Annotated in this window: 23 protein-coding genes; 18 read left to right on the top strand and 5 right to left on the bottom strand. The window is 40.9% G+C overall.

Translation table 11 applies throughout. The annotated features are described in order from the left end of the window. The first annotated feature begins 363 nt into the window (after positions 1 to 363). From QNN06_RS28640 to QNN06_RS28580, 13 genes are all read left to right on the top strand, one after another. Complete coding sequence (locus QNN06_RS28640) at positions 364 to 1,698, top strand: gluconate:H+ symporter (RefSeq protein WP_213117450.1); 1,335 nt, start codon at positions 364 to 366, stop codon at positions 1,696 to 1,698. Between the two features lie 329 nt (positions 1,699 to 2,027). Further along, a complete protein-coding gene (gene larE, locus QNN06_RS28635) occupies positions 2,028 to 2,849 on the top strand; it encodes an ATP-dependent sacrificial sulfur transferase LarE (protein WP_217035829.1) in 822 nt (273 codons plus the stop codon). Positions 2,850 to 2,891: 42 nt separating this feature from the next. Next, complete coding sequence (locus tag QNN06_RS28630; RefSeq protein ID WP_284036511.1) at positions 2,892 to 4,667, top strand: PrpR N-terminal domain-containing protein; 1,776 nt, start codon at positions 2,892 to 2,894, stop codon at positions 4,665 to 4,667. A 284-nt stretch (positions 4,668 to 4,951) separates the two neighbouring features. Next, complete coding sequence (locus QNN06_RS28625; RefSeq protein WP_254124706.1) at positions 4,952 to 6,307, top strand: four-carbon acid sugar kinase family protein; 1,356 nt, start codon at positions 4,952 to 4,954, stop codon at positions 6,305 to 6,307. A 56-nt stretch (positions 6,308 to 6,363) separates the two neighbouring features. After that, positions 6,364 to 7,371 (top strand): 4-hydroxythreonine-4-phosphate dehydrogenase PdxA, encoded by a 1,008-nt coding sequence (gene pdxA, locus QNN06_RS28620; RefSeq protein WP_213117453.1) that lies wholly within the window; start codon positions 6,364 to 6,366, stop codon positions 7,369 to 7,371. A gap of 107 nt (positions 7,372 to 7,478) precedes the next feature. Continuing rightward, positions 7,479 to 8,732 (top strand): nickel pincer cofactor-dependent isomerase, group 22, encoded by a 1,254-nt coding sequence (locus tag QNN06_RS28615; RefSeq protein WP_284036510.1) that lies wholly within the window; start codon positions 7,479 to 7,481, stop codon positions 8,730 to 8,732. Positions 8,733 to 8,977: 245 nt separating this feature from the next. Beyond that, the gene (locus QNN06_RS28610) at positions 8,978 to 9,364 is read left to right on the top strand and encodes an MmcQ/YjbR family DNA-binding protein (RefSeq protein ID WP_284036509.1); all 387 of its coding nucleotides are present in this window, start codon (positions 8,978 to 8,980) and stop codon (positions 9,362 to 9,364) included. Between the two features lie 35 nt (positions 9,365 to 9,399). Continuing rightward, positions 9,400 to 9,894 carry a DUF456 domain-containing protein gene (locus tag QNN06_RS28605; RefSeq protein ID WP_284036508.1) on the top strand — a complete coding sequence of 165 codons (495 nt, stop codon included), beginning with the start codon at positions 9,400 to 9,402 and terminating at the stop codon, positions 9,892 to 9,894. A gap of 206 nt (positions 9,895 to 10,100) precedes the next feature. Then, entirely contained in the window at positions 10,101 to 10,400 is a 300-nt protein-coding gene (locus tag QNN06_RS28600; RefSeq protein WP_213117457.1) for a hypothetical protein, read from the top strand. A 303-nt stretch (positions 10,401 to 10,703) separates the two neighbouring features. Then, on the top strand, positions 10,704 to 11,831 hold the full coding sequence (locus QNN06_RS28595; RefSeq protein WP_213117458.1) for a GerAB/ArcD/ProY family transporter: 1,128 nt from the start codon (positions 10,704 to 10,706) through the stop codon (positions 11,829 to 11,831). Further along, a complete protein-coding gene (locus tag QNN06_RS28590) occupies positions 11,797 to 13,257 on the top strand; it encodes a spore germination protein (RefSeq protein WP_217035839.1) in 1,461 nt (486 codons plus the stop codon). The genes QNN06_RS28595 and QNN06_RS28590 overlap by 35 nt, the downstream gene beginning before the upstream one ends. Beyond that, complete coding sequence (locus QNN06_RS28585; RefSeq protein ID WP_284036507.1) at positions 13,254 to 14,414, top strand: Ger(x)C family spore germination protein; 1,161 nt, start codon at positions 13,254 to 13,256, stop codon at positions 14,412 to 14,414. Before QNN06_RS28590 ends, QNN06_RS28585 begins: the two co-directional genes overlap by 4 nt. Before the next feature lie 3 nt (positions 14,415 to 14,417). Next, positions 14,418 to 14,681, top strand: a complete 264-nt coding sequence (locus QNN06_RS28580; protein ID WP_213117461.1) for a hypothetical protein — start codon at positions 14,418 to 14,420, stop codon at positions 14,679 to 14,681. A 66-nt stretch (positions 14,682 to 14,747) separates the two neighbouring features. Here the strand turns inward: QNN06_RS28580 and QNN06_RS28575 are convergent, their stop codons facing one another. After that, entirely contained in the window at positions 14,748 to 15,455 is a 708-nt protein-coding gene (locus QNN06_RS28575; RefSeq protein ID WP_213117462.1) for a DUF421 domain-containing protein, read from the bottom strand. A 290-nt stretch (positions 15,456 to 15,745) separates the two neighbouring features. On the opposite strand from QNN06_RS28575, the gene QNN06_RS28570 reads away from it, so the two are divergent. Both QNN06_RS28570 and QNN06_RS28565 read left to right on the top strand, forming a co-directional pair. Continuing rightward, positions 15,746 to 19,675, top strand: a complete 3,930-nt coding sequence (locus QNN06_RS28570; protein WP_284036506.1) for a PAS domain S-box protein — start codon at positions 15,746 to 15,748, stop codon at positions 19,673 to 19,675. Between the two features lie 12 nt (positions 19,676 to 19,687). Beyond that, positions 19,688 to 20,410: a hypothetical protein gene (locus QNN06_RS28565; protein ID WP_284036505.1), complete on the top strand. Its 723-nt coding sequence runs from the start codon at positions 19,688 to 19,690 to the stop codon at positions 20,408 to 20,410. Between the two features lie 80 nt (positions 20,411 to 20,490). On the opposite strand, the gene QNN06_RS28560 is transcribed toward QNN06_RS28565, so the two are convergent. Together QNN06_RS28560 and QNN06_RS28555 are read right to left on the bottom strand one after the other, a co-directional pair. Beyond that, complete coding sequence (locus QNN06_RS28560) at positions 20,491 to 21,393, bottom strand: hypothetical protein (RefSeq protein WP_284036504.1); 903 nt, start codon at positions 21,391 to 21,393, stop codon at positions 20,491 to 20,493. Positions 21,394 to 21,426: 33 nt separating this feature from the next. Then, positions 21,427 to 22,110 carry an HAD family hydrolase gene (locus tag QNN06_RS28555; protein ID WP_213117466.1) on the bottom strand — a complete coding sequence of 228 codons (684 nt, stop codon included), beginning with the start codon at positions 22,108 to 22,110 and terminating at the stop codon, positions 21,427 to 21,429. 565 nt (positions 22,111 to 22,675) lie between these two features. Here QNN06_RS28555 and QNN06_RS28550 point away from each other — a divergent pair. Both QNN06_RS28550 and QNN06_RS28545 read left to right on the top strand, forming a co-directional pair. Beyond that, the gene (locus QNN06_RS28550; protein WP_213117467.1) at positions 22,676 to 23,023 is read left to right on the top strand and encodes a PadR family transcriptional regulator; all 348 of its coding nucleotides are present in this window, start codon (positions 22,676 to 22,678) and stop codon (positions 23,021 to 23,023) included. After that, on the top strand, positions 23,010 to 24,020 hold the full coding sequence (locus QNN06_RS28545; RefSeq protein WP_213117468.1) for an HAAS signaling domain-containing protein: 1,011 nt from the start codon (positions 23,010 to 23,012) through the stop codon (positions 24,018 to 24,020). The genes QNN06_RS28550 and QNN06_RS28545 overlap by 14 nt, the downstream gene beginning before the upstream one ends. Before the next feature lie 22 nt (positions 24,021 to 24,042). On the opposite strand, the gene QNN06_RS28540 is transcribed toward QNN06_RS28545, so the two are convergent. After that, a complete protein-coding gene (locus QNN06_RS28540; RefSeq protein WP_213117469.1) occupies positions 24,043 to 24,321 on the bottom strand; it encodes a hypothetical protein in 279 nt (92 codons plus the stop codon). A 288-nt stretch (positions 24,322 to 24,609) separates the two neighbouring features. Here QNN06_RS28540 and QNN06_RS28535 point away from each other — a divergent pair, with 288 nt between their 5' ends. Next, positions 24,610 to 24,732 carry a hypothetical protein gene (locus QNN06_RS28535; protein WP_261363789.1) on the top strand — a complete coding sequence of 41 codons (123 nt, stop codon included), beginning with the start codon at positions 24,610 to 24,612 and terminating at the stop codon, positions 24,730 to 24,732. Between the two features lie 12 nt (positions 24,733 to 24,744). Here QNN06_RS28535 and QNN06_RS28530 read toward each other — a convergent pair whose 3' ends face one another. After that, positions 24,745 to 25,131, bottom strand: coding sequence for a hypothetical protein (locus QNN06_RS28530; protein ID WP_213117470.1), 387 nt, complete (start codon positions 25,129 to 25,131; stop codon positions 24,745 to 24,747). Between the last annotated feature and the right edge of the window lie 168 nt (positions 25,132 to 25,299).

Raw genomic sequence — 25,299 nt, 5'->3', positions numbered from 1 at the left:
TTATTCTATTGACAAGATTATTCGAAACAGTATAAAATGATAACGTTCACAACGTGATGCAAATACCAACGATTTTTATTTTTTTGGTATTATCTAAATCATAAAGTGGACAAATGTGTTGCAAATATTATCTATTTACCATGATTTGGGTAAAATGTCCCAAAGTTTAAAAAGACTTTCACAGAACGATTCTAACAAGTCTTTATTTTTTCTTCTTATTTGTAAGCACTTGCATGTGTAATAAGAGAATTCGGTGAAAGTACAGAAACTTTGAAGGCATGAAAGATCTAAAAGGATCATGTGCAAAACGATAGGTTGCAGCATTTAACAAATACAAAAAAATACTACATGGGGGATGACATTATGCCTTTAGTCATAATTGCTATCGGGGTACTATTATTACTTCTTTTAATTATGCGATTCAAATTAAACACATTTGTATCCTTAATTATTGTTTCCTTAATCGTTGCCCTACTATTGGGAATTCCAGTGAAGGATGTTGTTAAATCAATTGAAACGGGTTTAGGCGGAACACTTGGCCATATCGGGATCATTTTTGGACTTGGTGCCATGCTTGGCCGATTAATCGCTGATTCAGGCGGTGCTAATCGAATTGCTACAACCTTAATTAATAGATTCGGGGAAAAACGAATCCAATGGGCAGTTTTAATTGCTTCATTCATTTGTGGTATCGCATTATTCCTTGAAGTTACGATTGTATTATTAATTCCAATTATCTACTCTATCGCAAAAGAATTAAAAGTTTCTATTGTAAAATTAGGTCTTCCAATGGTAACCGCTGCACTCGCTGCGCATGCTTTCTTGCCGCCGCATCCAGGCCCAATCGCAGTTGCAGCAGAATATCATGCAAATGTTGGCTTAATGTTACTGTACGGAATCATTGTTGCAATCCCAACAGTTATCATTGCAGGCATCTGGTATCCTAAGCTTGCTCAAAAAATTGTACCAACAGCATTCACAAGAGAGGGCAGTGCGTCCTTTGGTGTTGCAAAATCATTTAAATTAGAAGAAACACCTGGATTTGGAATCAGCGTATTTACAGCATTATTTCCAGTTATCTTAATGGCTATTGGTGCCATTGTCGATATGGTAGGATTTAAAGAGAATGCGTTCATCACAGTTATTCGCTTTATTACGAACTCTGACACGGCTATGATTCTTTCTGTTTTATTCGCCATCTACACAATGGGCTTACGCAGAAAAATTCCAATGAAGACGTTGATGGATTCCTGTGGTTCAGCTGTTAATGCATTAGGTATGCTGCTATTAATTATCGGCGGCGGCGGTGCCTTAAAGCAGGTTATTGTTGATGGCGGCGTTGGTGATTATGTTGCTAAATTATTTGAAGGTTCTCATATGTCACCGGTTCTGTTTGCTTGGATTGTCGCAGCATTACTTCGTGTCTGTCTTGGATCAGGAACTGTTGCAACCTTAACAACTCCTGGCTTGGTTCTTCCGTTACTTGCAACTATGCCGAATGTTAACTTGGAGTTAGTTGCACTTGCAACTGGTGCAGGTAGTGCCATCGCATCACACGTTAACGACGCGGGATTCTGGATGGTTAAAGAATCTTTAGGCATGACCTTGAAAGAAGCATTCGGTACCTATACGATTCTTTCAACTATCGTTGGTGTTTGCGGATTAGTATTTACTTTAATATTAGATATGTTCTTATAAAAAACAAAAAGGGGGCCATTTTATAGAGATTCTATAAAATGGTTCTTTTTTTTGGTTAATAGGAAACTATAAATTTTTTTCAAAATTTATAATTTCTTAACGCATAAATTCAACTACGCCTCTGTCTTCGTCCTATCGGACTCGCCAATCGGCGAGTTTTCTTTATAAAAATAAATTCATGAAATCGCTTTAGTAATTTCTTTTACTTTAAAAGAAATTCGCTTATAATTGAAATGTGTTGCAAAATGCAAAGAAGAAAAGGTTTTTTAAAATGGTTTGTTTTGCATCAATAAAATATATATGAAAAATATAGATAGGTGGAAATCTGTATGAACGAGAAATACGAGCGTTTGAAAGATATCTTAAAAGAGATGGGAAATGTGGTCGTTGCTTTTTCTGGAGGTGTCGATAGTACGTTATTATTAAAAGTGGCAGTTGATGTTTTAGGAGTGGAAAACGTATTGGCTGTAACGGCAGATTCTGAAACATACCCATCAAGTGAATTAGAAGAAGCGAAGAAACTCGCCAAGCTGATCGGGGCCACACACCAAGTGATTGAAACCTCCGAACTGAATATTCCGGGATACGCGGAAAATGACCGGAACCGCTGCTATTTTTGCAAAAACGGATTGTTTGAAGAAATCGTTCCCATTATGCGCGAGAAAGGATTCCAAAACGTGGTTTATGGCTTGATTGCAGACGACATGAGCGAACATCGTCCCGGCGTCCGCGCAGCGAGAGAGCATGGTGTCCGCGGGCCGCTTCAGGAGGCGAACCTTTTTAAAGAAGAAATCCGCGAGCTATCCAAGCAATTAAACCTGCCTACCTGGGAAAAACCATCGCTGGCCTGTTTATCCTCCCGCATTGCTTACGGTGAAAGGATTACGCAAGAAAAATTAACAAAGGTAGAAAAGTCTGAGGCATATCTAAAATTACTAGGGATTCGGCAGGTGCGCGTCCGGACTCATGAAGAGATTGCCAGGATTGAGGTAGAGCCTCAAGATATGCAGTTAGTGTTAGCAAACCATCAAGAGATTCAAGAAAACCTGCAGCGCTTCGGCTATAAATATGTCACCCTTGATCTTCAAGGCTATATGAGCGGCAGCATGAATAAAGTGCTAACACCAAGCTTTACTAAAAGTGAATCCTAATGGAAACAAAAAAATAAAGGATATTTAGTAGGTGAGGGTTACATGATTAAAGCGTTGGTTATTGTCCCGTATGAGGGGCTATACGAAATGATGAAAGAAATTCAGCAGGAAGTAAAAGATTTTCAACTCGATATCGAAATAGGGAACCTGTATGAAGGTGTGGCTGTTGCAAAAGAAGCCGAAAATAACGGTTATCACGTCATTATCAGCCGCGGTGGTACAGCATCCTTGATTCAGGAGGCCGTCTCGATACCCGTGATTGACATTCAGGTGACCGGCTATGATGTATTACGCATCATCACCCTTGTAAAAGGATTTTCTCGTAAATCGGCGATTGTTGGATTTTCGAATATTACTCAAGGTGCTGCAACAATCTGTAAGATTCTTGATTTGGATATTAAAACATTAACAATTTCAAAAGATACTGAGGTTAAAGAAATATTAACAAATTTAAAGAAACATGGCTATGAAGTGATCATTGGTGACGTGGTCACGGTCCAAACTGCCAAGCAATTGGGGCTGACGGGAGTGCTAATCACTTCTGGCAAGGAGGCAATTATGGATGCGTTGGAGGAAGCGAAAAGATCCTATCGTATCTTTTCGCAGCTGCAGCAGGATGTTTCGCTATTTCAGTCCATTCTCGATTGTAACGAACAACCAATCGGTGTTTTTAATATAGAAGAGAAACTTGTTTATCGGAATGAACGTTTCAATCAAGAATTTCATTGGATGATTGTTGAAAATTCCAACGAAATAAAAAAGCTGATTCAAGAAACGGCTTTAACGAAGGAAAAGCAAACAAGAACTATTCACATTAATCAGTCATTCTGGAATATCACTGCTTGTCTTCAAGACGGTGCGATTGCACTATTTTTCGAAAAAAATCATTCAAACCAATCCGCTGTTCAGGATGGGGAGAGAGAAGCGAAAAATGCCATCGAATTCCGTACTTCCGCTTCGTATGTCTCTGTTTCTGGAAAAAGTGAACCGATTCAGAAGGTGTTAAAACAGATTGAACAATACAGTGTAAACGATAAAGCTGTATGGATTTCTGGAGAAAAGGGAAATGGAAAAGAATTAGCGGCCCACGCGATTTATGCGAAAAGGAATAACCTGTATGACCCCTTTATCGTGTTGCATGGTGAATTATTAAGGACAGGGCGGCTGAAGGATTTCATAGTCGAAGACTTTTTTCAAAAATATGCAAATGGTGTCATTTATTTAAAAAACATTGATCATTTAAGCGCTGATATTCAAAAGGAGTTATTTGACATCATCAAGAATGACAATCCTGCAAAGATAAAGTGGCTGGTGTCTTCCGAGAGTAATTTAGAAGAAAAGGTCAAAAGCGGCACTTTTGATCGGGAACTGTACCAAACCTTAGGGCAGCAAAAAATTTATTTACCGCCACTCCGTGAACGCAGGGAAGATATTGAGGATTTAGTTCATGTCTTTATTTCAGAGCTGCATCCGAAATACGGCAATGGGGTCGTCGGGACTCGGCCGGACGCTTTGGCGGAGCTTGCCGATTATGATTGGCCAGGCAATGTGGAACAGCTCAAACAAGTAATCGAGCAATTGTTTAAACAAACAAGTTCTTATTATATCGAGAAGGAAGCTGTGGCAGCCGTTTTAGCACGATTAGAGCAGCCTGAGAAAAAGGACGATGCGTTAACCCCTATCGATTTAAACGGTACGTTAGAAGAAATCGAAAAACAAGTTATCACCAAAGTCCTTGAAGAAGAAGGCTTAAACCAATCAAAAGCGGCCAAACGCCTAGGTATTAACCGTTCCACACTGTGGCGCAAGCTAAAATAAAAGCTTGCGTTTTTTTATGTAAATTTATGATGCAAAAAGCAACATAATAAAATTTTTTGTGACATTTTTTCTAGATATATTGCCAAATGCAACATTTTGTTTTAATATTAATAGTGCTGAAAGCGTTTTTAGATGAATAATAAAACAGCATCTAAAGACATTATTATAAAACTATTGGTTTGTTGCAGAACGTATCATGCCAATGTGAATAGGCAACTTCAATCGGATGAAAAATAATAAAACTCGATACAAGACAAACTAGAACTAGCATAAAGGGGGTCGGGATGCAGGTGAAACTAGCGGTTATCGCAGATGATTTAACAGGTGCCAATGATACGGGTGTCCAATTTGCCAAACAAGGGTTAAACACAACAGTGCTATTTGCTGAGACGCAATTACAACCAGCGCATTTAAGTGCAGATGTGATTGTCTTAAATTCAGATAGCCGTGCCTTAACGTCTGAAAAGGCTTATAAAGCTGTTTTTAATCTAGCGGCACAATTGAATAAATTGTCTGTTTCAAAAGTTTTCAAGAAGATTGATTCTACCATGCGGGGAAATATTGGCCCAGAGATTGATGCCGTAATGGATGCATATAAGTTAAAAACCTCGTTTGTGGTTCCGGCTTTTCCGAAAAGCAATCGAGTGACCACGAATGGGTATCATTATGTGAATGGTGTTCTTTTAGAGGAAACGCCTATTGCTCAGGATCCTGTCTGCCCAGTAACAGAAAGCTACCTGCCTAAATTGCTGCAGGAGCAGAGTAAGCGGGAAGTCACCTTCATTTCCATTTCGGATGTGCAAAAAGGTAAAAGCCATCTATCAGAAAAAATAAAAGATCTATCCTCGGGTGATAGCTCAAAAATTATCGTCGTGGATGCAACGACTGATGAAGAATTAAACATGATTGTCGAAGCGGCGAAAATTTTAGAAGAGAATTTCCTTTGGGTAGGTTCAGCCGGAATTGCTTATCATCTTTTCAACACGGGCCAGCGTGAAGAGGTTTTGCGTCATCAACAGTCGGATGGCCGGCTTCCGGTGTTGGTCGTAGCGGGCAGTGTAAATCCTGTCATTGATCGGCAAATTCAAGTTCTGAAAGACAAATATCATGTCGAAGAAATTGTCATTTCTCCGGAAGAATTCTTTTATGAAGATAGGAGAAAGCATGAAATTGAACGGATTGTGAAGGTTGGTCAGGCATTGTTAGAAAAAGGCGATCTAGTGGTCACGACCAATCGAGAGCGCGAGACCATCAACCGCGTGAAGGACCTGCAACAGAAGCTTGGGCTATCGAATTTTGATGTCGGTTATACGATTGCCGAATCAATGGGTGTGATCGCTGGCCAATTAATTGATAGCAAGCCCGTTTGCGGGGCAGTTTTAACTGGCGGGGATATTGCAGGAGCCACTTGTAAGGTATTGAACGGTGAAGGGATTCGCGTCATTGGTGAAGTGGAAGCCGGGATTCCGTACGGAAAATTGTTCGGCGGGACGTTTGACGGTATGCCGGTTGTGACAAAAGCGGGCGCCTTTGGAACGGACCAAGCCCTCGCCAATGCTTTACAAACCATAACGGATGTAAATGCTCATGTTAAAAACCGCGATTGGCGTCATACTGATCCGTCTTATGTGTGTGGCTAATAGCAACACTTTTATATGAAGGTATTTTTAAAAAAGGATAACGGGAGGAAACAAAGATGGCAGCAAATAAACCAGTTATTGCAATTACAATGGGAGATCCCTCAGGTGTAGGACCTGAAATTATTGTGAAGTCTTTAAATGACAAAAACGTCTACGAAAATTGCCGTCCGTTTGTAGTCGGCGATTTGAAAATTTTAAAAAGAGCATTAGGTGTTACCAATGTTGATCTTCAATTGAACAGCATTGCTAGCCCAGAAGAGGCCAAGTACGAATACGGAACCATTGATATTATCGATTTAGATTTAGTTTCCGAAGACTTGCCTTGGGGCCAAGTTTCTCCAGAGGCAGGAAATGCGGCATTCCGTTACTTGGAAAAATCCATTTCTTTTGCGAACGAACAAAGAATTCACGGCATTTGTACCGCTCCTTTAAATAAAGAAGCGCTTCACAAAGCAGGCCATATGTATCCTGGCCACACTGAAATTTTGGCGGAATTGACCAATACAAAGGATTTCGCGATGATGCTTTCTGCACCAAACTTACGAGTGATCCATGTGACTACCCATATTGGCCTTCTTGACGCCATTAATACTATTAATGTTGAGCGTCAATATACGGTTATCAAACTTGCGCATGATACGTTACAAAAAGCAGGAATCAAGTCTCCACGCATTGCTGTTTGCGGAATCAACCCTCATGCTGGCGAAAATGGCCTTTTTGGACATGGCGAAGAAGAAGAAAAAATTATTCCTGCGGTAGAAAAAGCTCAAGCAGAAGGCATTAATGTACAAGGTCCGCTTCCTGCTGATACATTATTCTTTAGAGCAAGACGCGGTGATTTTGATATTGTTGTCGCACAATATCATGACCAAGGCCATGGACCAATTAAAGTATTGGGTCTTGAAGCCGGCGTGAATATTACGGTTGGTCTGCCAACAATCCGTACTAGCGTTGACCACGGAACTGCTTTTGATATCGCTGGAAAAAATATTGCGGATGAACAATCATTAAAAGAAGCGATTCGCATGGCGATTGAATTGGCTCCTGAGAACTTGGCAATATAAATATGATGAAATAGAAGCAAGAGGTCATTATCCGATCTCTTGCTGCCTTTGTATGTGTGAAATTCTTTTATGAATAAGGTGTTTATTTTTGAAAGGGGAGTAGTACTATGTCTTTTCCTAAAATGGCGAAAATAAGACAAAAATTTCAAGTCGAAAGTTTACAGGATATCCCTGGAACGATTGCGGAGCAATTTCAGCAAGTCAATGCCGATGAAAAAATCAAGCCGGGCATGGAGATTGCTATTACCGTAGGCAGCCGGGGGATTAACAATATCCCTTTAATCGTGAAAAGTGTGGCAGATGAAATTAGGAAGAGAGGCGCAACTCCGTTTGTTTTTCCGGCAATGGGAAGCCACGGCGGCGCTACAGCTGAAGGGCAAAAAGAGATGGTAGAAAGCTTAGGTGTAACCGAAGAATACACTGGCTGCGAAATCCGTTCCTCCATGGATGTCGTGGAAGTTGGCGTAACGTCAGAGGGAATTCCTGTTTATGTTGACAAAATAGCTTACAATGCAGATGGCATCATCGTAATGGGCCGCATCAAGCCGCATACAGATTTTAAAAATAAAATTGAAAGCGGCGTCTTAAAAATGGCGTCCATCGGAATGGGTAAGCATAAACAAGCCCTGGCATTACATACTTATGGCATTAAAGGGATCAGCGAAATGATGCCTGAAGTAGGGAAAGTGGCGATTGCCAAGTCCAACACTCTATTTGGAATTGGCATTGTGGAAAATGCCCATGAAGAAACGGCGATCATTGAAGCTATTGAACCGGACCAGATCGAAGAACGTGAAAGAGAATTATTGAAAAAAGCCTTTACCTTGATGCCAAGCCTGCCAGTCGACGAAATGGATATTTTGCTAGTGGATGAAATCGGCAAAAACTATAGCGGGACAGGCTTTGATACGAACATTATCGGCCGGATCCGGGTGTTGGGCGTAGAAGAGCCGAAGAGGCCAAGCATCAAATATGTCATAGCCTCCAATTTAAGCGAGGTCAGCCACGGCAACGCTTTAGGAATCGGCTTAGCGGATTTAACTACCAAGCGTTTATTTGAAAAAATCGATATCAAAACCATGAACGAAAATGTCGTCACCAGCACCTTCTTGGCTCGTGCAAGTATTCCAATTGTCCTTGATAATGACCAAGAAGCATTGAAGGCAGCACTGCGCGCTACCTGGGGAGTGGCACCGGAACAAGCAAGAATCGTACGGATTCCAAACACCCTCCACATCGGTGAACTATACGTATCAGAAGTCATCTTCAACGAATTAAAAGATAAAGAAAACATCGAAGTTCTAGAAGACCTCCAAGAAATGAAATTCGATGCAGACGGATATTTCTTGCCAATGCATTGATGCATGGGGACGGTTCTTGTGCATCATTTGATGATTCAGAGGGACGGTTCTCCTGCCTCAATTTTTAAAACAGCTTTCTTAATCGGAAGCTGTTTTTTATTATGTAAATTCAGTTCAGCAGCTTAAAAGGAATGTGCTGAATTAAACGTGTGTATCTTTAAGTCTTAAATACATCTCATTTTTAAAGGATTATTTTGTCAGTAAATAGAAATGATGATTGTATACTGTAGAGGAGGAGTTTCTTCATGGCTCATAATAGACAAATTACATCCAAGCTAGGATTGGATGCGGAGAATCAGATTAGGGAAATATGCAAGGCGCTGCCTGAAGTTGTAGAGCAAGTGGATGGTTTCGGTCATACGTCGTTTCGGGTCAAAGATAAACCTTTTGTCATGTTGGGGGAAAATGAGGGTGTTGTTTCGATTTCGGTCAAGACATTGCCGACTACGCAAGAGTTTCTCCTGCAGCAGCCGGGCTATTCTAAAACCCCCCATATTGGACAACATGGCTGGACCTCCTTTCAGGCCAAACAAGACCTAAACTGGGAAGAAATCCGCGGATATATTTTTGAAGGCTATTTAAGAGCCGCACCTAAGAGTTTGGCGAAATTAGTCTCAAATGCTGAATGCTAAAGATGGATGAGCCAAATAAGTAATGAAAAGTAGAGGTGATTTCTATTCTTGACATCGTATTATGGATTTTGATCATTGCCTGTTTTGTCTTCAGCTTTGTAGGGCTGGTATATCCAATCATCCCATCGGTTTTGGTTATTTGGGTTGGCGTTATGCTCTACCATTTTGGGATAAATTCGAATGAACTATCTTGGATTTCGTGGACCATGCTTTCATTATTGACAATTGTTTTATTTTTGGCGGATTATTTGGCGAATCTTCACTTTGTCGACAAGGCCGGCGGTTCTAAATGGGGGATGCGGGCGGCAACGATTGGATTGATTGTAGGAAGCTTTGTGATTCCGCCATTTGGCGTCATTATTGTGCCGTTTGTATTGGTATTAATCGTTGAAATGCTGCAAAAGAAATCATTTGCGGAATCCACGAAAGTGGCCTTTGCTACCTTAATCGCCTTTTTAAGTGGAACGGTTGCAAAAGGAGTTATTCAGTTAATCATGATTGGCGTGTTTGTTTTTGATTTGATTTTATAAAAAAGAAGGCTTATGAGCTGTTTGCAAGGTCTGTTTTCTTTTAGTCCCTTGGAATTCGACGGTAATCCCTTTCTGTTTCATCCCTCTTTTGCATAAGAAGCAAAATAGTTTTTTCATCAAATGAAACTATTCCAATTTTATTTATTTTTTAATTTGTTACATTATCACTTTTTAAACATATGGTTATGGATAAGGAGTGGAATGTGATGAAAAAAGAACGGGAACAGTTTGATATCGAAACGCTTCAGCTTATTCAAAATAGACTTGATTATATTTACTCCATCGCCAAGAGGTATAACAGTGATCACCCTGAATTAATGGACACGATTGAAAGTTTAGCTAATGTGGCAAACATGTTTGCAAAGATTAAATATGAAGAGCTGAAGGGTAAGGAAGTAACAGCGAGCCCACAAGGATACATTGTAAGAAGGCTGGGAAACTCATACTCAAGAATAAGAGAGTATGAAAAACAAAAAGAGACGGACTTTCCGGAATGGAAGCTCTGAGTATGAAACACAGGGACGGTTCTCGTGCTTCTATTATGCATTTTGAGGCAAAAGAACCGTCCCCGTGTATCGCTCTTTTTTTTTGCAGAAATCGGGGTAATTTATTGCTAATTTACTATATATGTAGTGATTATTTCTTGGGGAATAGTAAGTGAATTTGTCGAGAGGTGTGATTTTTAGATCGATTCGTGACTTTGTCTATTTGCCACAATGAGGCATAAGAACCTTCCCCATGCCTCACTTACATATAATTTCCTGCCGCGGGGATAATAAAGCCAACTTATCCTCAAAATGGAGTTTTGTATGCAGAGCTTAGTAAAAATCTTGATTCCAAGACAGTTGTTTATGTTGCTTATTCTTTCGACTGGATTGCTTAACCATGTGATTCTTATCCCGAATTTGCTCACTGCTGCTGGTCGGGATAGTTGGTTAAGTGTTCTTTTGGTTTACCCCATTGCCATCTTCTTTTCATGGCTGATTTACTTTATTGTCAAAAAAAGTCCGAAAGAGGGGCTCTTTTCATTGATGAAACAGCGTTTAGGTAGGGTGTTTTCGACCATCCTGTTTATTCCGATGATGCTCTTTTTGTTGACAAGCTGCTATCTCACCTTAAGGGATTTAATGATTTGGTTAAGTGCCTATTTTCTTGCCGATGCGCCCATTTTTATGATTAATATTATTTTAATTTCCGTATGCTTCCTTGTCACGCTTAGCGGGATAAAAGCAATGGCGATAGCGAGCGGATTCCTATTACCAATTGTGATGCTGCTAGGGTTCTTTATTGCATTTACAAACATTCACCATAAGGATCCTAGTTTGTTGTTTCCAGTTCTCGCCGAGGGTTATGCCCCTCTTATGAAAGGGGCCATTTATGGACTGGCCGGTCTCCTCGAGATATACGTGGTAATTTTATTACAGCCATATTCCCAGGAACCCATTAAATTTAGACAAATGTTCGTTTTATTATTAATTTTAACGGGCTTAATATTGGGACCCTTGTCCGCAGCCATCATGGAATTTGGCCCAACAGACGCAGTCAATTTTCGCTATCCTGCCTATGAGCAATGGCGTATTTTAAGTATCGGCGAATATATCTCTAATTTGGACTTTTTCGCTTTATACCAATGGCTGAGTGGAGCATTAATCCGGGTAGGCTTATTCATGTATCTGCTATGTGCATTTTTTACTTCGAAGAAGCAACCCTACAGGCTGAACCCAAAGCTTGTTGTCGTTATGTATCTCCTTTTATTCGGTCTTATGATGATAAAAGTCGAGACTTTTTATTTCTATAGTGCTGTTTATGATTACTTTTTGCCGGCATGCATGGTATTTTTTCTCGTACAAATCCTGTTTTCTGTTGTGCTTGTATTAGTTTTTAATAAAAAGGGTGATCATCATGGCAAGAACAGCAAGGTCGAAACCACCTCATAATGCAAAAACAAACGAAAAGGTTGAGGAGCTAAAAAATCAATTTAGAAAAAGCCGGGATTTAATATGCAATGTACGACATACGGAAACGGAAAGTTTTGAAATAATCTATTTTGAAAGCCTAATCGAGATTAATTATTTAGATCAATATATATTGCCTAAACTAGGACTTCAGACAGACCGCCCTGTTATAAATAAACTTAAATCCTTTTTTCAAGCAGAAGATGTGACCTTGAAATCGATTGAAGATTTATCCGATTTGCTTTTTGAAGGAGAAGTCCTATTCAAAATCGATGATGTCCTTTTAAGTATTCTAGCATGCGATTTTCCAAAACGAATCCCTGAAGAATCAGCGCTTGAGACTTCGATAAGAGGCCCGAAGGACGGATTTGTTGAGGATATAAAGACAAATATATCCCTTGTCAGAAGAAGGTTGAATAGCTCATCATTATGTCTAGAAAAATACACCATTGGAAAAAGAAGCAAAACAAAAGTGGCTCTCATGTATTTAGAAGATGTCATTGATCAGAGAGTGCTTGATGAGGTTCACAAAAGGCTGGATAAAATCGAAACTGATATTTTATTGAGTATTCATGAACTTGAGTCATTTGTTCGGGATCGGCCGTATTCTGTCTTTCCTACTATGGATTATACAGGGAGACCGGACTTTATTGTTCAATCATTGAATCAAGGTCGATTTGCTCTGCTGGTGGACGGGAATCCTACTGTATCTGTCGCCCCCACTAGTTTACTGGTACAGACCAAATCTCCTGAGGACAATTACATCAGTTATGCGTATGTTTCAATCGAAAGGATCATCAGACTGATAGGGTTAATGATATCTGGCTTTTTACCCGGTTTGTGGATCGCCTTATCATCCTTTAACATTGAACAGATTCCATATACACTGGTAGCGACCGTAGCAGTCTCCCGTTTCGGTCTTCCTTTGTCTTCGCCCATTGAAATGGTGATCATTCTCTTTTTATTTGAGCTATTTAATGAAGCAGGGGTACGCTTGCCTCGGGCGATTGGGCAAACCGTAGCGGTATTAGGAGGCTTAATTGTAGGGGATGCAGCGATAAGGGCAGGCTTGACATCTCCCACTATGCTGGTCATTACTGCAATCACCTATATTTCGTCTTTTACGTTAGTGAATCAAACGTTAAGTACAGGAATCACGGTTATCAGGTTTTCTGTTATTTTACTTAGTACTTTTTTCGGATTATTTGGAGTGGTGAGCGGCTTTATTTTAACGGTTTTTTACTTTTCAACGCTGTCTTCCTTTGGGGTTCCATACCTCTCATCGGTGGCACCAATAAGCCTTAAAGAATTGATGAAGTCATTTTTAAGAATGCCTAATGGCTTATACAAATCAAGAACCGCATCAACGAGCCCGGATGATCCAACAAGGGATGGAAATCAAACATGAGAATAATGAAACTTGTTTTGGTTCTCTCCTGTTGTCTAATTTTTACCGGCTGTACGGGAATAAAAAATATTCAAGATATAACTTATATTGTGGCGATAGGTATGGATTATGATGTAAAAAAGAAGGAGTATACTGCGTATATTCAAGGCTTGAATTTTGCTAATGTAGCAAAGACAGAGGGTGGCCGGCCTGTAGAACCGATTCCGACTTTTGTGGCATCAGCCACTGGTGAAACACTAAATTTGGCAGTGAGTAAATTATATAAAAAGTCCGAACCTCCTTTATTTTTTGGACACGTTAAGACGCTGGTGTTAAGCCAACGTTTAATCAAACACAAAGCGAAAGAAGTAATTAAAGAAGTAGGCAGAAATCGTTCGCTTCGCCCCACACTGAGAGTCGTAACGACAGAAGAGAATATCCAAAAGGTTTTTAATACAAAAGCATTATTTGACTATCCGGCGGTGTATACGGTGATTTTTAAAAAAGATGGCAGTGAGCTGGCCGAGAATGAAATAAGGCCCATCACGCTAATGCGTTTTTTAAGAGACTATTATGAACCGATGGGTGCAGCCAAACTGCCATTAGTCAAAATTGATAAAAACAGCTGGAAGACTGAAAAGAACTTCCCCATTTTATTTTTTAATGGATATACTGTGTTTCAGCACAAAAAGTTTATCACAGTTCTTCCTTTTGATGATGCAGTTTATATTAATTGGCTGCTCGAAAATAGGGTTGCATTAGATCGAAAAGTGATGGATAACGGTAAGTTGGTAGCTGCTGTCAGGCTGACTACGCCAAAAATGAAAATTAAATACGAAAAGGGCGCAGCTTCACCAAAGTTTTCAATAGAGCTTTTTGCGCATGCTGATTTACTGGAAAAAATAGAGGATATCCCCATGAAAAAATTACATGAATTAATTGAAGACGATATAAAAAAGAACCTTGAAGCACTTTATAAAAAAGGGGTAGACGACCAGATTGATGTCCTAAAAGCCGGGGAAAAATGGTATCGGACCCACCCTAAACAATACCAACAACTAAAAAAATCAAAGAACTTCTATTTAGATAAGAAATCCTTAAGTAAAGTTAACGTTAAGGTACAAGTCTTTCATTACAATGCCTATAAATATGACCTGCGAGGCAATGGGGATTTCTGAGGCATGGGGACGGTTCTTGTGCATCATTTTGGTGATGCACAAGAGCCGTCCCTATTTATCATTTCCAGTAAAAACCAGAGGACAAAATGTAATCGCTTCCATTATAATAGAGATAGAAAGAGGAAAGGGGATGCAGCAATGGAACTATTAATGGAACTACTAGCCAACAACCCGTCGGAGGAGCCTTGTGAAGAAAATTCCCCAGCAATTGAAGAAGAGAGCTACGATGTATCAGACTATGATTATAATAAAAGAATATGGTTTTAATAGATGGAATGCGGGGACGGTTCTCGTGCATCATTGATGCACGAGAACCGTCCCTTTGCTTCACCCTCAGTGAATAAAATGGTCGGTATTTTTATCAATATATAAAGTGCCATCCTGTTGCAGTTCTGCGTAAAAGACTTCTGACAGGTCTGTTCCTGCTTGGGCTAATTGATCGTGGCCCCAGGCCATATTTAGGTTAAATGGCTGAAGGTTCTCATCAATGATTTTCCCGTCCGCTATCACCTGTATAGGCATCGGGATTTGCACAGCCTGCGGCCTAGCTGATGTTTGAGTTGGCATTGCCATATCCCCGCGCTTCAATGGCTGCTTTTGTTCCTTCAGCAAAACAGACAATTCCCCATTTGTCTCCAATATCGCGTAATCTACCTCCTCGATCGAAAATACATCTTTATTCCTTAACAGGACCTGCAGTTCATCCATGTCAAGGCGCTGTTTTTTCAAAACATGCTCGAGTATTTTCCCGTGCTTGATAACGATGACCGGTTCCCCTTCAATAACCTTGCGGAATGATCTTGATTTGACATCGAAAAACGCCACTAGCAACGTCAGTCCGCACCATGTTAAAAGGCTGACAAAACCAGAGGAAACCTTCAAGGTTGGGTCAACCGTTAGCGATCCGGCAATCGTTCCAATGGAAATGCCGGTGATATAATTAAAAAACGTAAGCTGTGAAACCTGCTTTCGTCCCAATAGCCTTGTTAACAATAAAAGCACCACAAAGGCACCGACCGCCCTCGCGAAAATCTCTACCACGAATCTCTCACCACCTAAATTGTTTAAAAGCAATAGAAGTTTTTTTATTTTCACCGAAAACTATCATAAATATGCGAGAAAATATGCAGGAAAGAAGTGGCGGTTCTCGCTTAAATGATGCATAAGAACCGTCCCCCTGCCTCACTAAGACCTTTTTCCTATCTTTCTTCCATTTCTCTTTATTGGTAGAAATAGTATAATGGTGAAGAGTGTATTTTGAATATTTGGTATAAAATGTAATTTTATGGAATCTACTAAAGGATATGTCTTGAAGGAGCGGAGTTTTACATATGAAGGTCATGTCGATTGCTGCCCTTTTTGATGAGCATATAGGGATGAATGAAGCGTTAGGGAAACTATTGGATAGCCCGGAATTAACGATTTGGTATAGGGATTTGGCAAAGGATGCGTTATGGGTTTCGAAAGGGAATGCCGCCATCTATGGGTATACACAGGAAGAACTTATAAATAACCCATATCTGTGGCACAACTCTGTTTACCCGGAAGACAGGTGGATCCTTGACCAAGCGATCGCCCGGCATCTGGAGGGCAGCCCGATGACCGTGGAATATCGCATTATTCGTTCGGATGGCGAAGTAAGATGGATCGAGAATCGTGCCCATTCGATCATGGATTCCAAGGGAAAGGTCATCGCTATTAGCGGGTCTATCTATGACATTACCGAGCAAAAAAGAGAGTCCTTACAATTGCAGGAACAGCTCATCATGAACGAAAAAAGGTATAAGTCACTATTTAACTACAACCATGATTTAGTATGTTCCCTGGATTTAAAAGGGAAAGTGACGAGTGTCAATAAAAGCTGTGAGGCTTTAACTGGATACAGTGAAGCAGAGTTGATGAGTAAGTCTTTTAGAGATTGGGTCTATAAAGCTGACCTGCCTAAAACCTATCAAGCTTATAAACTTGCAGAAAGTGGCCACTCCGAGCGGATGGAGTTAAGAATCGTCCATAAAAGCGGAGAAATTCTCTTCACTAGCACAACCAGTATTCCAATTATGATTGATGACAAAATGGTCGGTGTGTACTGTATTATCAAAGACATCACCAAGCATAAAAAACTGCAGGAGGAATTAAAAGAAAACAACCTGCGTTACAAATCGCTTTTTGAACATAATGCAAACTGTGTCTTCTCTATTGATTTAAATGGGAAGTTTACAAGTATCAATTCTGTTTGTGAAAGTCTTATGGGGTATCGAAACGATGAATTGCTAAAGCAGCAATCTTTTCAAAGGTTCATTGTTCCGGAAAAGCAGCCGGAAACACTCTATCATTTTGAGCAATGTAAAAATGGCACCCCGCAAAATTTTCGAACGTCCATTAAGAATTGTAATGGTTCGATTATTCATCTCAACGTGACCGTGGTCCCCCTAATGGGAGATGGACAAATTAATGGTGTTTTTGGCATCGCACAGGACATTACCAATCAGGTGAAAATTGAAGAAACCAATGAGCATATGGCGTACCATGATTATTTAACCGGCCTGCCCAACCGAAATAAGTTAAATACGACCCTTTCGAAGGAACTGGTCCTTGCTCAAGAACGAAGCCAGCAGGTGGCGATTCTCTTTTTAGACCTTGATCGCTTCAAGTTGATCAACGACACGCTTGGCCATACGACCGGAGATCATTTATTAAAGGAAGTAGCGGAACGGATGAAGTCATCCCTGCATGATAAGGACATTGTGTTCAGACAGGGCGGAGATGAATTTATCATTATTTTAAAAGATGCCAATCGCGATGTTGCAGCAATGGTGTCGAGAAGAATGCTGGATGTTTTGAGTGAGTCCTTCCAAATTGAAAACTATGATATTTTTACCTCTCCGAGCATCGGCATCAGCATGTATCCGGAAGATGGAAAAAACGTCGAAATCCTCATCAAAAAAGCGGATTTCGCCATGTACCATGCCAAGAATGACGGGAAAAATAATTATAAATTTTATTCTCAAAGAGAACATAACTCCAACATGAATCCATTAAAGATGGAAATGGACCTCCATAAGGCGCTGGAAAAAGAAGAGCTGATTCTGCATTACCAGCCGAAGGTGAATTTAAAAACAGGAAAAATTACCGGGGTGGAGGCGTTAATCCGCTGGAACCATTCGGAATTCGGGATGATTGCTCCCGGTACCTTTATCCCGATTGCGGAAGAAACAGGGTTGATCACTCCGATTGGGGAGTGGGCCTTATATACCGCCTGCAAACAATGCAAGGACTGGCAGCGTAAAGGCTTTTCCACCACGGTCTCTGTCAATTTATCGGCCCGTCAGTTTACGCAATCCAATTTGCATGAAACCGTTGCGATTGTCTTGTATGAGACGCAGCTTGAGCCGCAATTTTTAGAGCTAGAGATTACGGAAAGCATGACGGCCAGCATTGAACGGACTATTTATACGTTACAAAAGCTAAAAAAACTGGGTGTGCGGATTAGTATCGACGATTTTGGAAAGGGATTTAGTTCGTTAAATTACCTGCAAAAATTCCCGGTAGATACATTAAAAATTGATCAGGCATTTGTTCAGAGCCTGCACAAAAACCCTAATGACGAGACGATTGTGAAAACCATCATCTCAATGGCGCATAATTTAAACTTAAGTGTGGTGGCGGAAGGAATCGAGACAAAGGAACAGCTATTGTTCCTGCAGCAGCACCTTTGTGATGAAGGGCAGGGTTACTTTTTTACAAAACCTGTACCGGCCGAAGAAGTTGAAAACAATTGGTTTGACATTCAGCAGATGGTGAAGGAATTCGGCTTATCGCAGGACGTCAACGAACGCAAGTGGGCAGAGGAATTTGTCCGGATTGCGAGGAAGGAATTAAATGAAACCATCCGCCTCCAACAAGGGATGACCTTTAAGTATAAAAAAATTAATGGCCGTTTCATTCATACCCTGTGTGACGGGGAGTTGCTGTATCGGCTTGGCCTTATCCCTAGTCTTGTGGTAGGAAAGAGTTTAGCAGAGTTTTTACCTGAGGATTATGCTGAAGACAAGGAAGTTTATTATCAAAGGGCTTGGGACGGGGAAGAACATGTTTCCTACGAAGGCGAGCTGAATGGGGTTACTTACCTTGCTGCGTTAAGCCCGATTAAACGAGGCGGGGAAGTGGTCGAAGTCATCGCTTCGTGTGTGGATATTACGGAAAGAAGAAAAGTGGAAAAAGCCTTGCATGATAGTGAAAATAAGTACCGGTTGATTACGGAGAACATGACCGACTTGATTACTTTATTTGATCAGGATGGAACCTGCGTCTACGCCACTCCGTCCCATCAAACCGTCCTCGGCTACACACCTGAGTTTTTCATGGGACACAACAATGAACACCTGACTCATCCGGAAGATGTGCCCCTTATGAAGAAGGTGTTCGCCGAGGTGTTGGAGACGAAAACACCTTGTAAAGTGGAGCTGCGCTTGTTACATGCGAATGGAGATTGGAGGCTGCTGGAATGTACCGGTACGCCGGTGATCAGCGAAAATGGCAAAGTGGAACATATAATGGTGGCCAGTAATGATATTACGGAGAAGAGAAGAACAGAGGAGCTGCTATCGAAATCGGAAAAATTATCTTTGGTGGGCGAGCTCGCGGCCGGGGTTGCCCATGAAATCAGAAATCCGATGACATCGATTAAAGGGTTTATCCAGCTTTTCCAGCAGGGAATCATCAGGGACGAATACTTTGATGTCGTTCTTGGCGAGTTCGACAGGGTGGAGGACATTATTAAGGAGTTTCTTTCTCTGGCAAGGCCTCAAGAAATTCAGCTGAAGCAAGTGGATTTTCCAGTTTTGTTAAAAGAGGTGGAGACCTTAATCAAATCGGAGGCGCACCTAAAGGATGTGGAAATTCTGCTGGAAATAGCGCAGGATATCCCAACGATCATGTGCGATGCCAATCAAATCAAACAGGTGCTGTTGAATCTCTGCAAAAATAGTATGGATGCGCTGGATACCAAGCGAAAAGGTCTCATTAAAATCACGGTAGGGGTTGAGTGTGACAAGCTGCTGATTCAGGTCATCGATAACGGAATCGGAATCAGTGAGGAGCGTATCAAAAGACTTGGTGAGCCTTTCTACAGCAACAAGGAAAAGGGGACAGGCCTCGGCCTGATGATCTGCTTTAGAATCATTAAACAGCACAACGGAACGATCACCTTCCAAAGCAAAGGAAACTGCGGCACCACCGCGCAGGTGAGGCTGCCGTTATAGGAGATAACGTGTATGACAACATTGCAAAATCAAAAACTATCAGAACGATTCGAAGTTGCCTTCAACCAAATACATGCCTGGCTGCAACGGAATATAGTGGAGGAACGATCCGATAAGTTTACCGACCTGCTTCGGTCAGGGTTTCCGCGCCACTCGATTATTCGAAAGTACTACCATGACTTGAAAATGTTTGCCCGTCTTAGGAACTCCATTGTCCATGACAAGGTGGAATTAGGGTTTTATATAGCGGAGCCGCATGAGGCTGTCGTCGATAAAATTGAAATGATTGCCGAGTTGCTCTTAGAGCCAAAGGCGGCATATTCGATCGCTTCCAAACCAGTTTTTTACTATTATGAAAATGCTAAACTGAAGGATGTCTTAACTGTCATTCAAAAGAAATCCGTTTCGCTTTTTCCTATTTTTGATGAGAACGGTTTTAAGTGGCTGTTAACGGCGGAGGAGATCATCGGTTGGTTTGCCAATCATCTAACCGGCAACAGTATCGTGATTGACGAAGTGGAGGTAAGGCAGCTCTACTCTCAAAAAAGGGACCGTCTTGTCGAGTTTGTTAGCAAAGATATTGATATCTTCGAGGTAGAAGAGATTTTTGAACAATATCATTTGAAAAATCAAAAACTCGAAGCTGTCATCATTACGGAAACTGGAGAGCAGCAGCAAAAACCGCTTGCCATTGTCACTTCTTGGGATTTGGTAGAAATTGATGCGATAGAGTAATAGTTTATAGAAAGGGTGCCTGAGCCCCGCTGCATTAACACTTTAAAGCAGCGGGGGTCAGGCACCTGTTTTATTTCCCTTTAATGAAATATTGAAAATATTACGTTGGCAAAGGTTTTGACGGAACCGGTTAAATAGTGCCAGTTGGCCGTGAATTTTTCGATATCGAAAGCGACAATCGCAATCAGAAGTGCGGCAAAGGCCAGGATGTAATTCGTCTGCGATACCTTTGCAATATTTTTGTCAAGAGTCCTGCCACCCATTGTGTCGATAATATGATGCCATAATTTGACTAGCTGTCCTTCGCCAATCTCAGTTATTTTTTTCTGCTTATTTAATTCCTTTTTTTCATAGAGGCAGTATTGATAGATGGAATTGATCATCGCTTTGAGAAAATCATCGCTGACCCCGGCCCTTGTATAGATAATCGTCGAAGGGATACTGATGCGAATGTTATACTTCTTGCCAATCGGCGATAGTTTACTAGGTTCGGTGATATCAAAGGCCATTGTCGTCGTATCATTCGAAAAGACCGGGTCTTCTTTTTTCATGAAAAAGTTTAACCCTTCATGGATAATAAAAAGCGGGTAAATGTCAAAGTCTATAAACTTTAGATCCCGGTTCGGCTGAATGATGGCCTTTTGGATAATTTCCTTTGAATAGGATTTCAGGTTTTGCCTTATATTGCGTAGTTCAGGGTGAAGGTTTTCCCCTTCAAGAATAAACCGGAAAATGACGCGATGATGGTAATATCCCATTTCCGCCGCCGTGATGGTACAGGCCGATGTGTGAAGGCATTCCATTAGTTCCTTTTTATTTAATGGATAGTTAACCCATTTACTGGGCTGGCTGACTCTTTTGATGCCCAACTGATTTTCAATATTGGTATTGATGATGTTTAATTGTTCATTGCTAAAAACGATATTTTCGTCTTCTTCCCCTTGAAATGTAAACAATCCAAGTATGTATACTTCCGCTTTCAACTGTAACTTCCCCTTTTCCCATTTGCCATTTTCCTATTTAATGAAGTCATGGACGGTTTTTGATTGAAAGGCCTCATGGATGCTTTCGAATGATACGGCGTTTGGATATTCAATCCGCTGGCCGATCATGACCACCTTGCCGGATTCGCGGAACATCGGGAGATCATTGGCGGAGTCCCCGAAGGCCATGATATTTTCCTTCTCTATTTGTAATTCTTTCGCCAGTTTTTTTAAAGCGGCCCCTTTGTCCACCCCAACGGGAACAATGTCGATGGCATCCACATGCACATACATCACGACTTCTTTTTCAATCGGTGTCAGCATGTCCTTGAAATATTCCGCAAGGTGCGGGACTTCCTGTTGGTTTTTTGGAAAAATAGTCAAGGCGATGCGGTTAGGTTGAATCCAAATTTTATCCTTAAAATCTGCCACGGCTTTCTTTTCAATTTCATCTAATACCGGAAGTCTTTTGACAATATAAGATTCCTCCAACGTTGCCGCATTAAAAATAACGCCGCCGTTTTCGCCGATTATTTGGGCCTTTTTCAATCCCATCCCTCGCGCTAAGCCTGCTAAGTAATAGGCCGGTTTCCCGGAACAAATTCCAATCATGAGCCCGCTTTGTTCATAGCGCCTTAATTGTTCCGCGACTTCCTCAGGGATTGCCGTTCCGTGCTCAGACAAAGTCCCGTCCACATCAAAAACCATTAACTTCATTTTGTCACATTCCTTTATACCAGCTGCTCATTTTTGTGATTCTTTTGCCATGGCTAATTTTTCCTATCACTAACATATTATCCTTTAAATAAGTGCAATGTAAAGAGCGGCCTCCTTTGATTTTTCCCTGCTTTTATCAGTCTCTTAATATCCTTGTCGTGGTTAATTTTTCGTTGAATTTTTACCATTGAGCCTTTATCGAAATTATTCCCGTTTAGAAAAATCATTTTGTATATCCCCCAGTGAAAAAACAAAAGATATAGGTTAATAGAATTTCGAATAAATTATCATATTGGTTATTCTAAACTAGAGTTTATGTCTTCAATGTCTAACAAATTATTATGGGGGGCGGTCACAAGGAAATCCCTTGAACACCCCGATTATAACGTCTCGATAGTGATTATCCAGGCGTTTTTTGAATTTCTGCAAATGGGCTGGATTGTCCTGCCCGTTTTGTTCCAGATGCCCAATCATTTCTACAAATATAAAATAATATGAATGTAGTCATGTTGTATGAAATACAATGCTGTATGACCTACAGTATGTGGTTAGGAGGTGGATTAGCATGAGTTCTTTACTGCAATCATTCACGACGGAATTGAGGAGAGGAACGCTTACACTGGCCATTTTAAGTCAATTACGTACGCCCCAATACGGCTATTCACTTGTCCAGCGGCTTGAGGTGGCAGGTGTCTCCATTGAACAAAGTACGTTATATCCCCTGTTGCGCCGCTTGGAAAAACAAGAACTCGTGACAAGCAACTGGGACACAACTGAAAGCAGGCCGCGGAAGTATTATGTTTTAACAGCATATGGAGCTGAGGTTTATGAGCAATTGAAAAATGAATGGACCCAGATGACAAGTGAGTTAAATTCCTTATTAAAAGGAGAGAAGGACGATGAATTTGATTGATGTGTATGTGTACGAGGTGACAAGAAGACTTCCGGAGAAACTCCGCCAAGATATTGACTTGGAACTGCGTGCTGCTATTGAAGACATGCTGCCGGAGCAGTACACCGAAGATGACGTAAAGGACGCCCTTTCAAAGCTTGGCGACCCTGCCGTACTCGCTGCGAGCTATCGGGATCAACCGATGTATTTGATTGGACCAAACGTATATGATGCCTATATTTGGACGTTGAAAAAGACAATCCCCTGGGCTATTTTAGTGACCGCTATCGTCCATGCGGTCGTAGGTATTATGTCGTTTGCCGGTGATGAAGCTATCCTGGCTATGGTTCTGAAAGCCATTGGAAACATCATTGCCAATGTCATCATGGTGCTTATGTATGTATTATTTTGGATTACCGCTGTTTTCGCCGCGATAGAAAGGTTTGCTTTTTCAAAAGAAGGCTTTCATTTTTCAAAAAATAATAGCAGCTGGACGCCTGATCAGTTGAAAAAGGTTGACATGATTCCAAAGAGGAAGGCGATATCAAGAGGAGAAGTGATCTTTAGCTTTATTTGGATCATTTTTTGGCTGATGATTTATTTCTGGGCTGATGATATTGTAGGAATCTATCAATCTGTGGAGGGCAGCGGACTTCAATTTGTTATGCCCTTTTTTAATCAAAATACTTTATTATCATTTTGGCCCATCATCGTACTCATCGCCATTCTGGAATTAGGCTTAGTTGTTTTTAAATGGCGGGACCGCCAATGGACACTGAAGCTTGCGTGTGCCAATACGATTATTCATGTTATGAGTTTCGTTGTTTTTCTCGTTATTGCCAATACCCCGAATTTGCTCAATCCTGCCATCATTCCCTACATGACTCAAACAATGGATACCACAATAGGATCACTAACATCTTTCCTGGACTGGATATGGCGGTTCATCGCCGTAGGATTTGCGGTTACGATCATAATGGAAGCGTTCGATAGTTTTCGGAAAGCGACAAAAAAATAAACAAAATGCCTCCTTGCAGTATTTACTTGCTTGGAGGCACTTGTCCTTTAAGGGGCGTTGCTGGGGCCGCTGTCGTTTCCTTATTTTCCTTTTGATTTTCATCATAATTGGTCAACCCCGCACTCGAATGAGCAAAGTTATTTCGGTTGCCGTGAATATTGCCTAGCCCCTGGTTATGTTTTTTGTTGCTTTTAAAATCATCAATGAAATTATTCCCGATACTAAAAACCGATGCTGCTTCGATATGGCCGATATTGATGGTACCGATGTGAAAGGTTGGAGATAAAATGGGGGATGCCACGAATTATTCATCCTTCCTTGCTCTGGTTTTCATCCAATGGCTATGACGGAGTGTATTTTCATTTCCGGACAGAGATCCCACGACTTCGTTTTTGCAGGTTTCGCTATGAAATTGTTGATGAGTGTTCTTCTTTCCAAAAAAAACCCCTGAAGTGTTACTGATATGGGTAATGTTAATCTTGCCTAATGAAAGTTTCATCCAAATTCAGCCCATTCCTTTTTTCGTTATCATATTCATGTTATGGGCGAATGACACACATTTTCCCGTGCCTAGGCGACTGATGCAAACGTGAGCACTTATGAAAATAGAAATCATTCCATTGCCAATGTCGCCATCAATACTGACAAGGATGTGATTGATTCCATTATTGATGACCAAGATATTAAAATTGCCAATATTACACGTGATTAAAGGATGAGAGGTTCAGCCGCCGCTACGGAAGCGGAAGCCTTTGGAGGTTTTGGTTATGTTTTCGTTTGAGGGCTCGGCATCTTCCGACATGGCTTCTGTTTTTAGCTCCTGCTTGTCAATCTTTTGAATAATCGAGGCGGCGAAATCATCAGAGCCACTTATATTTGTGCCAATCAGCAGTTTCCCGCTTAACTCATCTATTTCAATGTTCTCTAATTGGAAGGTGATATTTTCAAGATAATCGATATGGACTTTATCGATGTGAATGCTTTTTCCGTTCGGTTCCTGCTGCTGCTTTTCAAGGAGCTCAATCATCCGGTCCAGCTTATCTAACAGAAGGGAGTTTATTGTGTCTTCATTTTTCTTCTGTTTCTGTTTCTTAGAAAAAAACTTGAACATAAACTCCCTCCTTTTTTTACGAATTTAAACGGCTTCCCCCATTTCTATCTATATGACTTTACTGAAGTAGTTATTCAGGAGCCTGACAGGCGCCGATCTAGGAAAGCTTGGAAACATTTCGTTTCAATTTTTTTCAGCTTTGTCTTTGGAGAGCAGTCTTAAGGACAA

It is taken from the genome of Neobacillus sp. 114 (assembly GCF_030127045.1).
Classification (GTDB): domain Bacteria; phylum Bacillota; class Bacilli; order Bacillales; family Cytobacillaceae; genus Neobacillus; species Neobacillus rhizophilus.
This window is presented reverse-complemented; position numbering and strand designations above follow the sequence as displayed.

Excerpts from the sequence above, each read along its gene's own strand:
- pdxA (WP_213117453.1), top strand. The coding sequence starts at position 6,364 with ATGGCAGCAAATAAACCAGTTATTGCAATTACAATGGGAGATCCCTCA.
- QNN06_RS28550 (WP_213117467.1), top strand. The coding sequence starts at position 22,676 with ATGAGTTCTTTACTGCAATCATTCACGACGGAATTGAGGAGAGGAACG.
- QNN06_RS28555 (WP_213117466.1), bottom strand. The coding sequence starts at position 22,110 with ATGAAGTTAATGGTTTTTGATGTGGACGGGACTTTGTCTGAGCACGGA.
- QNN06_RS28570 (WP_284036506.1), top strand. The coding sequence starts at position 15,746 with ATGAAGGTCATGTCGATTGCTGCCCTTTTTGATGAGCATATAGGGATG.
- QNN06_RS28590 (WP_217035839.1), top strand. The coding sequence starts at position 11,797 with ATGGCAAGAACAGCAAGGTCGAAACCACCTCATAATGCAAAAACAAAC.
- QNN06_RS28625 (WP_254124706.1), top strand. The coding sequence starts at position 4,952 with ATGCAGGTGAAACTAGCGGTTATCGCAGATGATTTAACAGGTGCCAAT.
- QNN06_RS28640 (WP_213117450.1), top strand. The coding sequence starts at position 364 with ATGCCTTTAGTCATAATTGCTATCGGGGTACTATTATTACTTCTTTTA.
- QNN06_RS28580 (WP_213117461.1), top strand. The coding sequence starts at position 14,418 with ATGGGGACGGTTCTTGTGCATCATTTTGGTGATGCACAAGAGCCGTCC.
- QNN06_RS28530 (WP_213117470.1), bottom strand. The coding sequence starts at position 25,131 with ATGTTCAAGTTTTTTTCTAAGAAACAGAAACAGAAGAAAAATGAAGAC.
- QNN06_RS28565 (WP_284036505.1), top strand. The coding sequence starts at position 19,688 with ATGACAACATTGCAAAATCAAAAACTATCAGAACGATTCGAAGTTGCC.
- QNN06_RS28585 (WP_284036507.1), top strand. The coding sequence starts at position 13,254 with ATGAGAATAATGAAACTTGTTTTGGTTCTCTCCTGTTGTCTAATTTTT.
- QNN06_RS28600 (WP_213117457.1), top strand. The coding sequence starts at position 10,101 with ATGAAAAAAGAACGGGAACAGTTTGATATCGAAACGCTTCAGCTTATT.
- QNN06_RS28630 (WP_284036511.1), top strand. The coding sequence starts at position 2,892 with ATGATTAAAGCGTTGGTTATTGTCCCGTATGAGGGGCTATACGAAATG.
- QNN06_RS28595 (WP_213117458.1), top strand. The coding sequence starts at position 10,704 with ATGCAGAGCTTAGTAAAAATCTTGATTCCAAGACAGTTGTTTATGTTG.
- QNN06_RS28615 (WP_284036510.1), top strand. The coding sequence starts at position 7,479 with ATGTCTTTTCCTAAAATGGCGAAAATAAGACAAAAATTTCAAGTCGAA.
- QNN06_RS28610 (WP_284036509.1), top strand. The coding sequence starts at position 8,978 with ATGGCTCATAATAGACAAATTACATCCAAGCTAGGATTGGATGCGGAG.
- QNN06_RS28545 (WP_213117468.1), top strand. The coding sequence starts at position 23,010 with ATGAATTTGATTGATGTGTATGTGTACGAGGTGACAAGAAGACTTCCG.
- larE (WP_217035829.1), top strand. The coding sequence starts at position 2,028 with ATGAACGAGAAATACGAGCGTTTGAAAGATATCTTAAAAGAGATGGGA.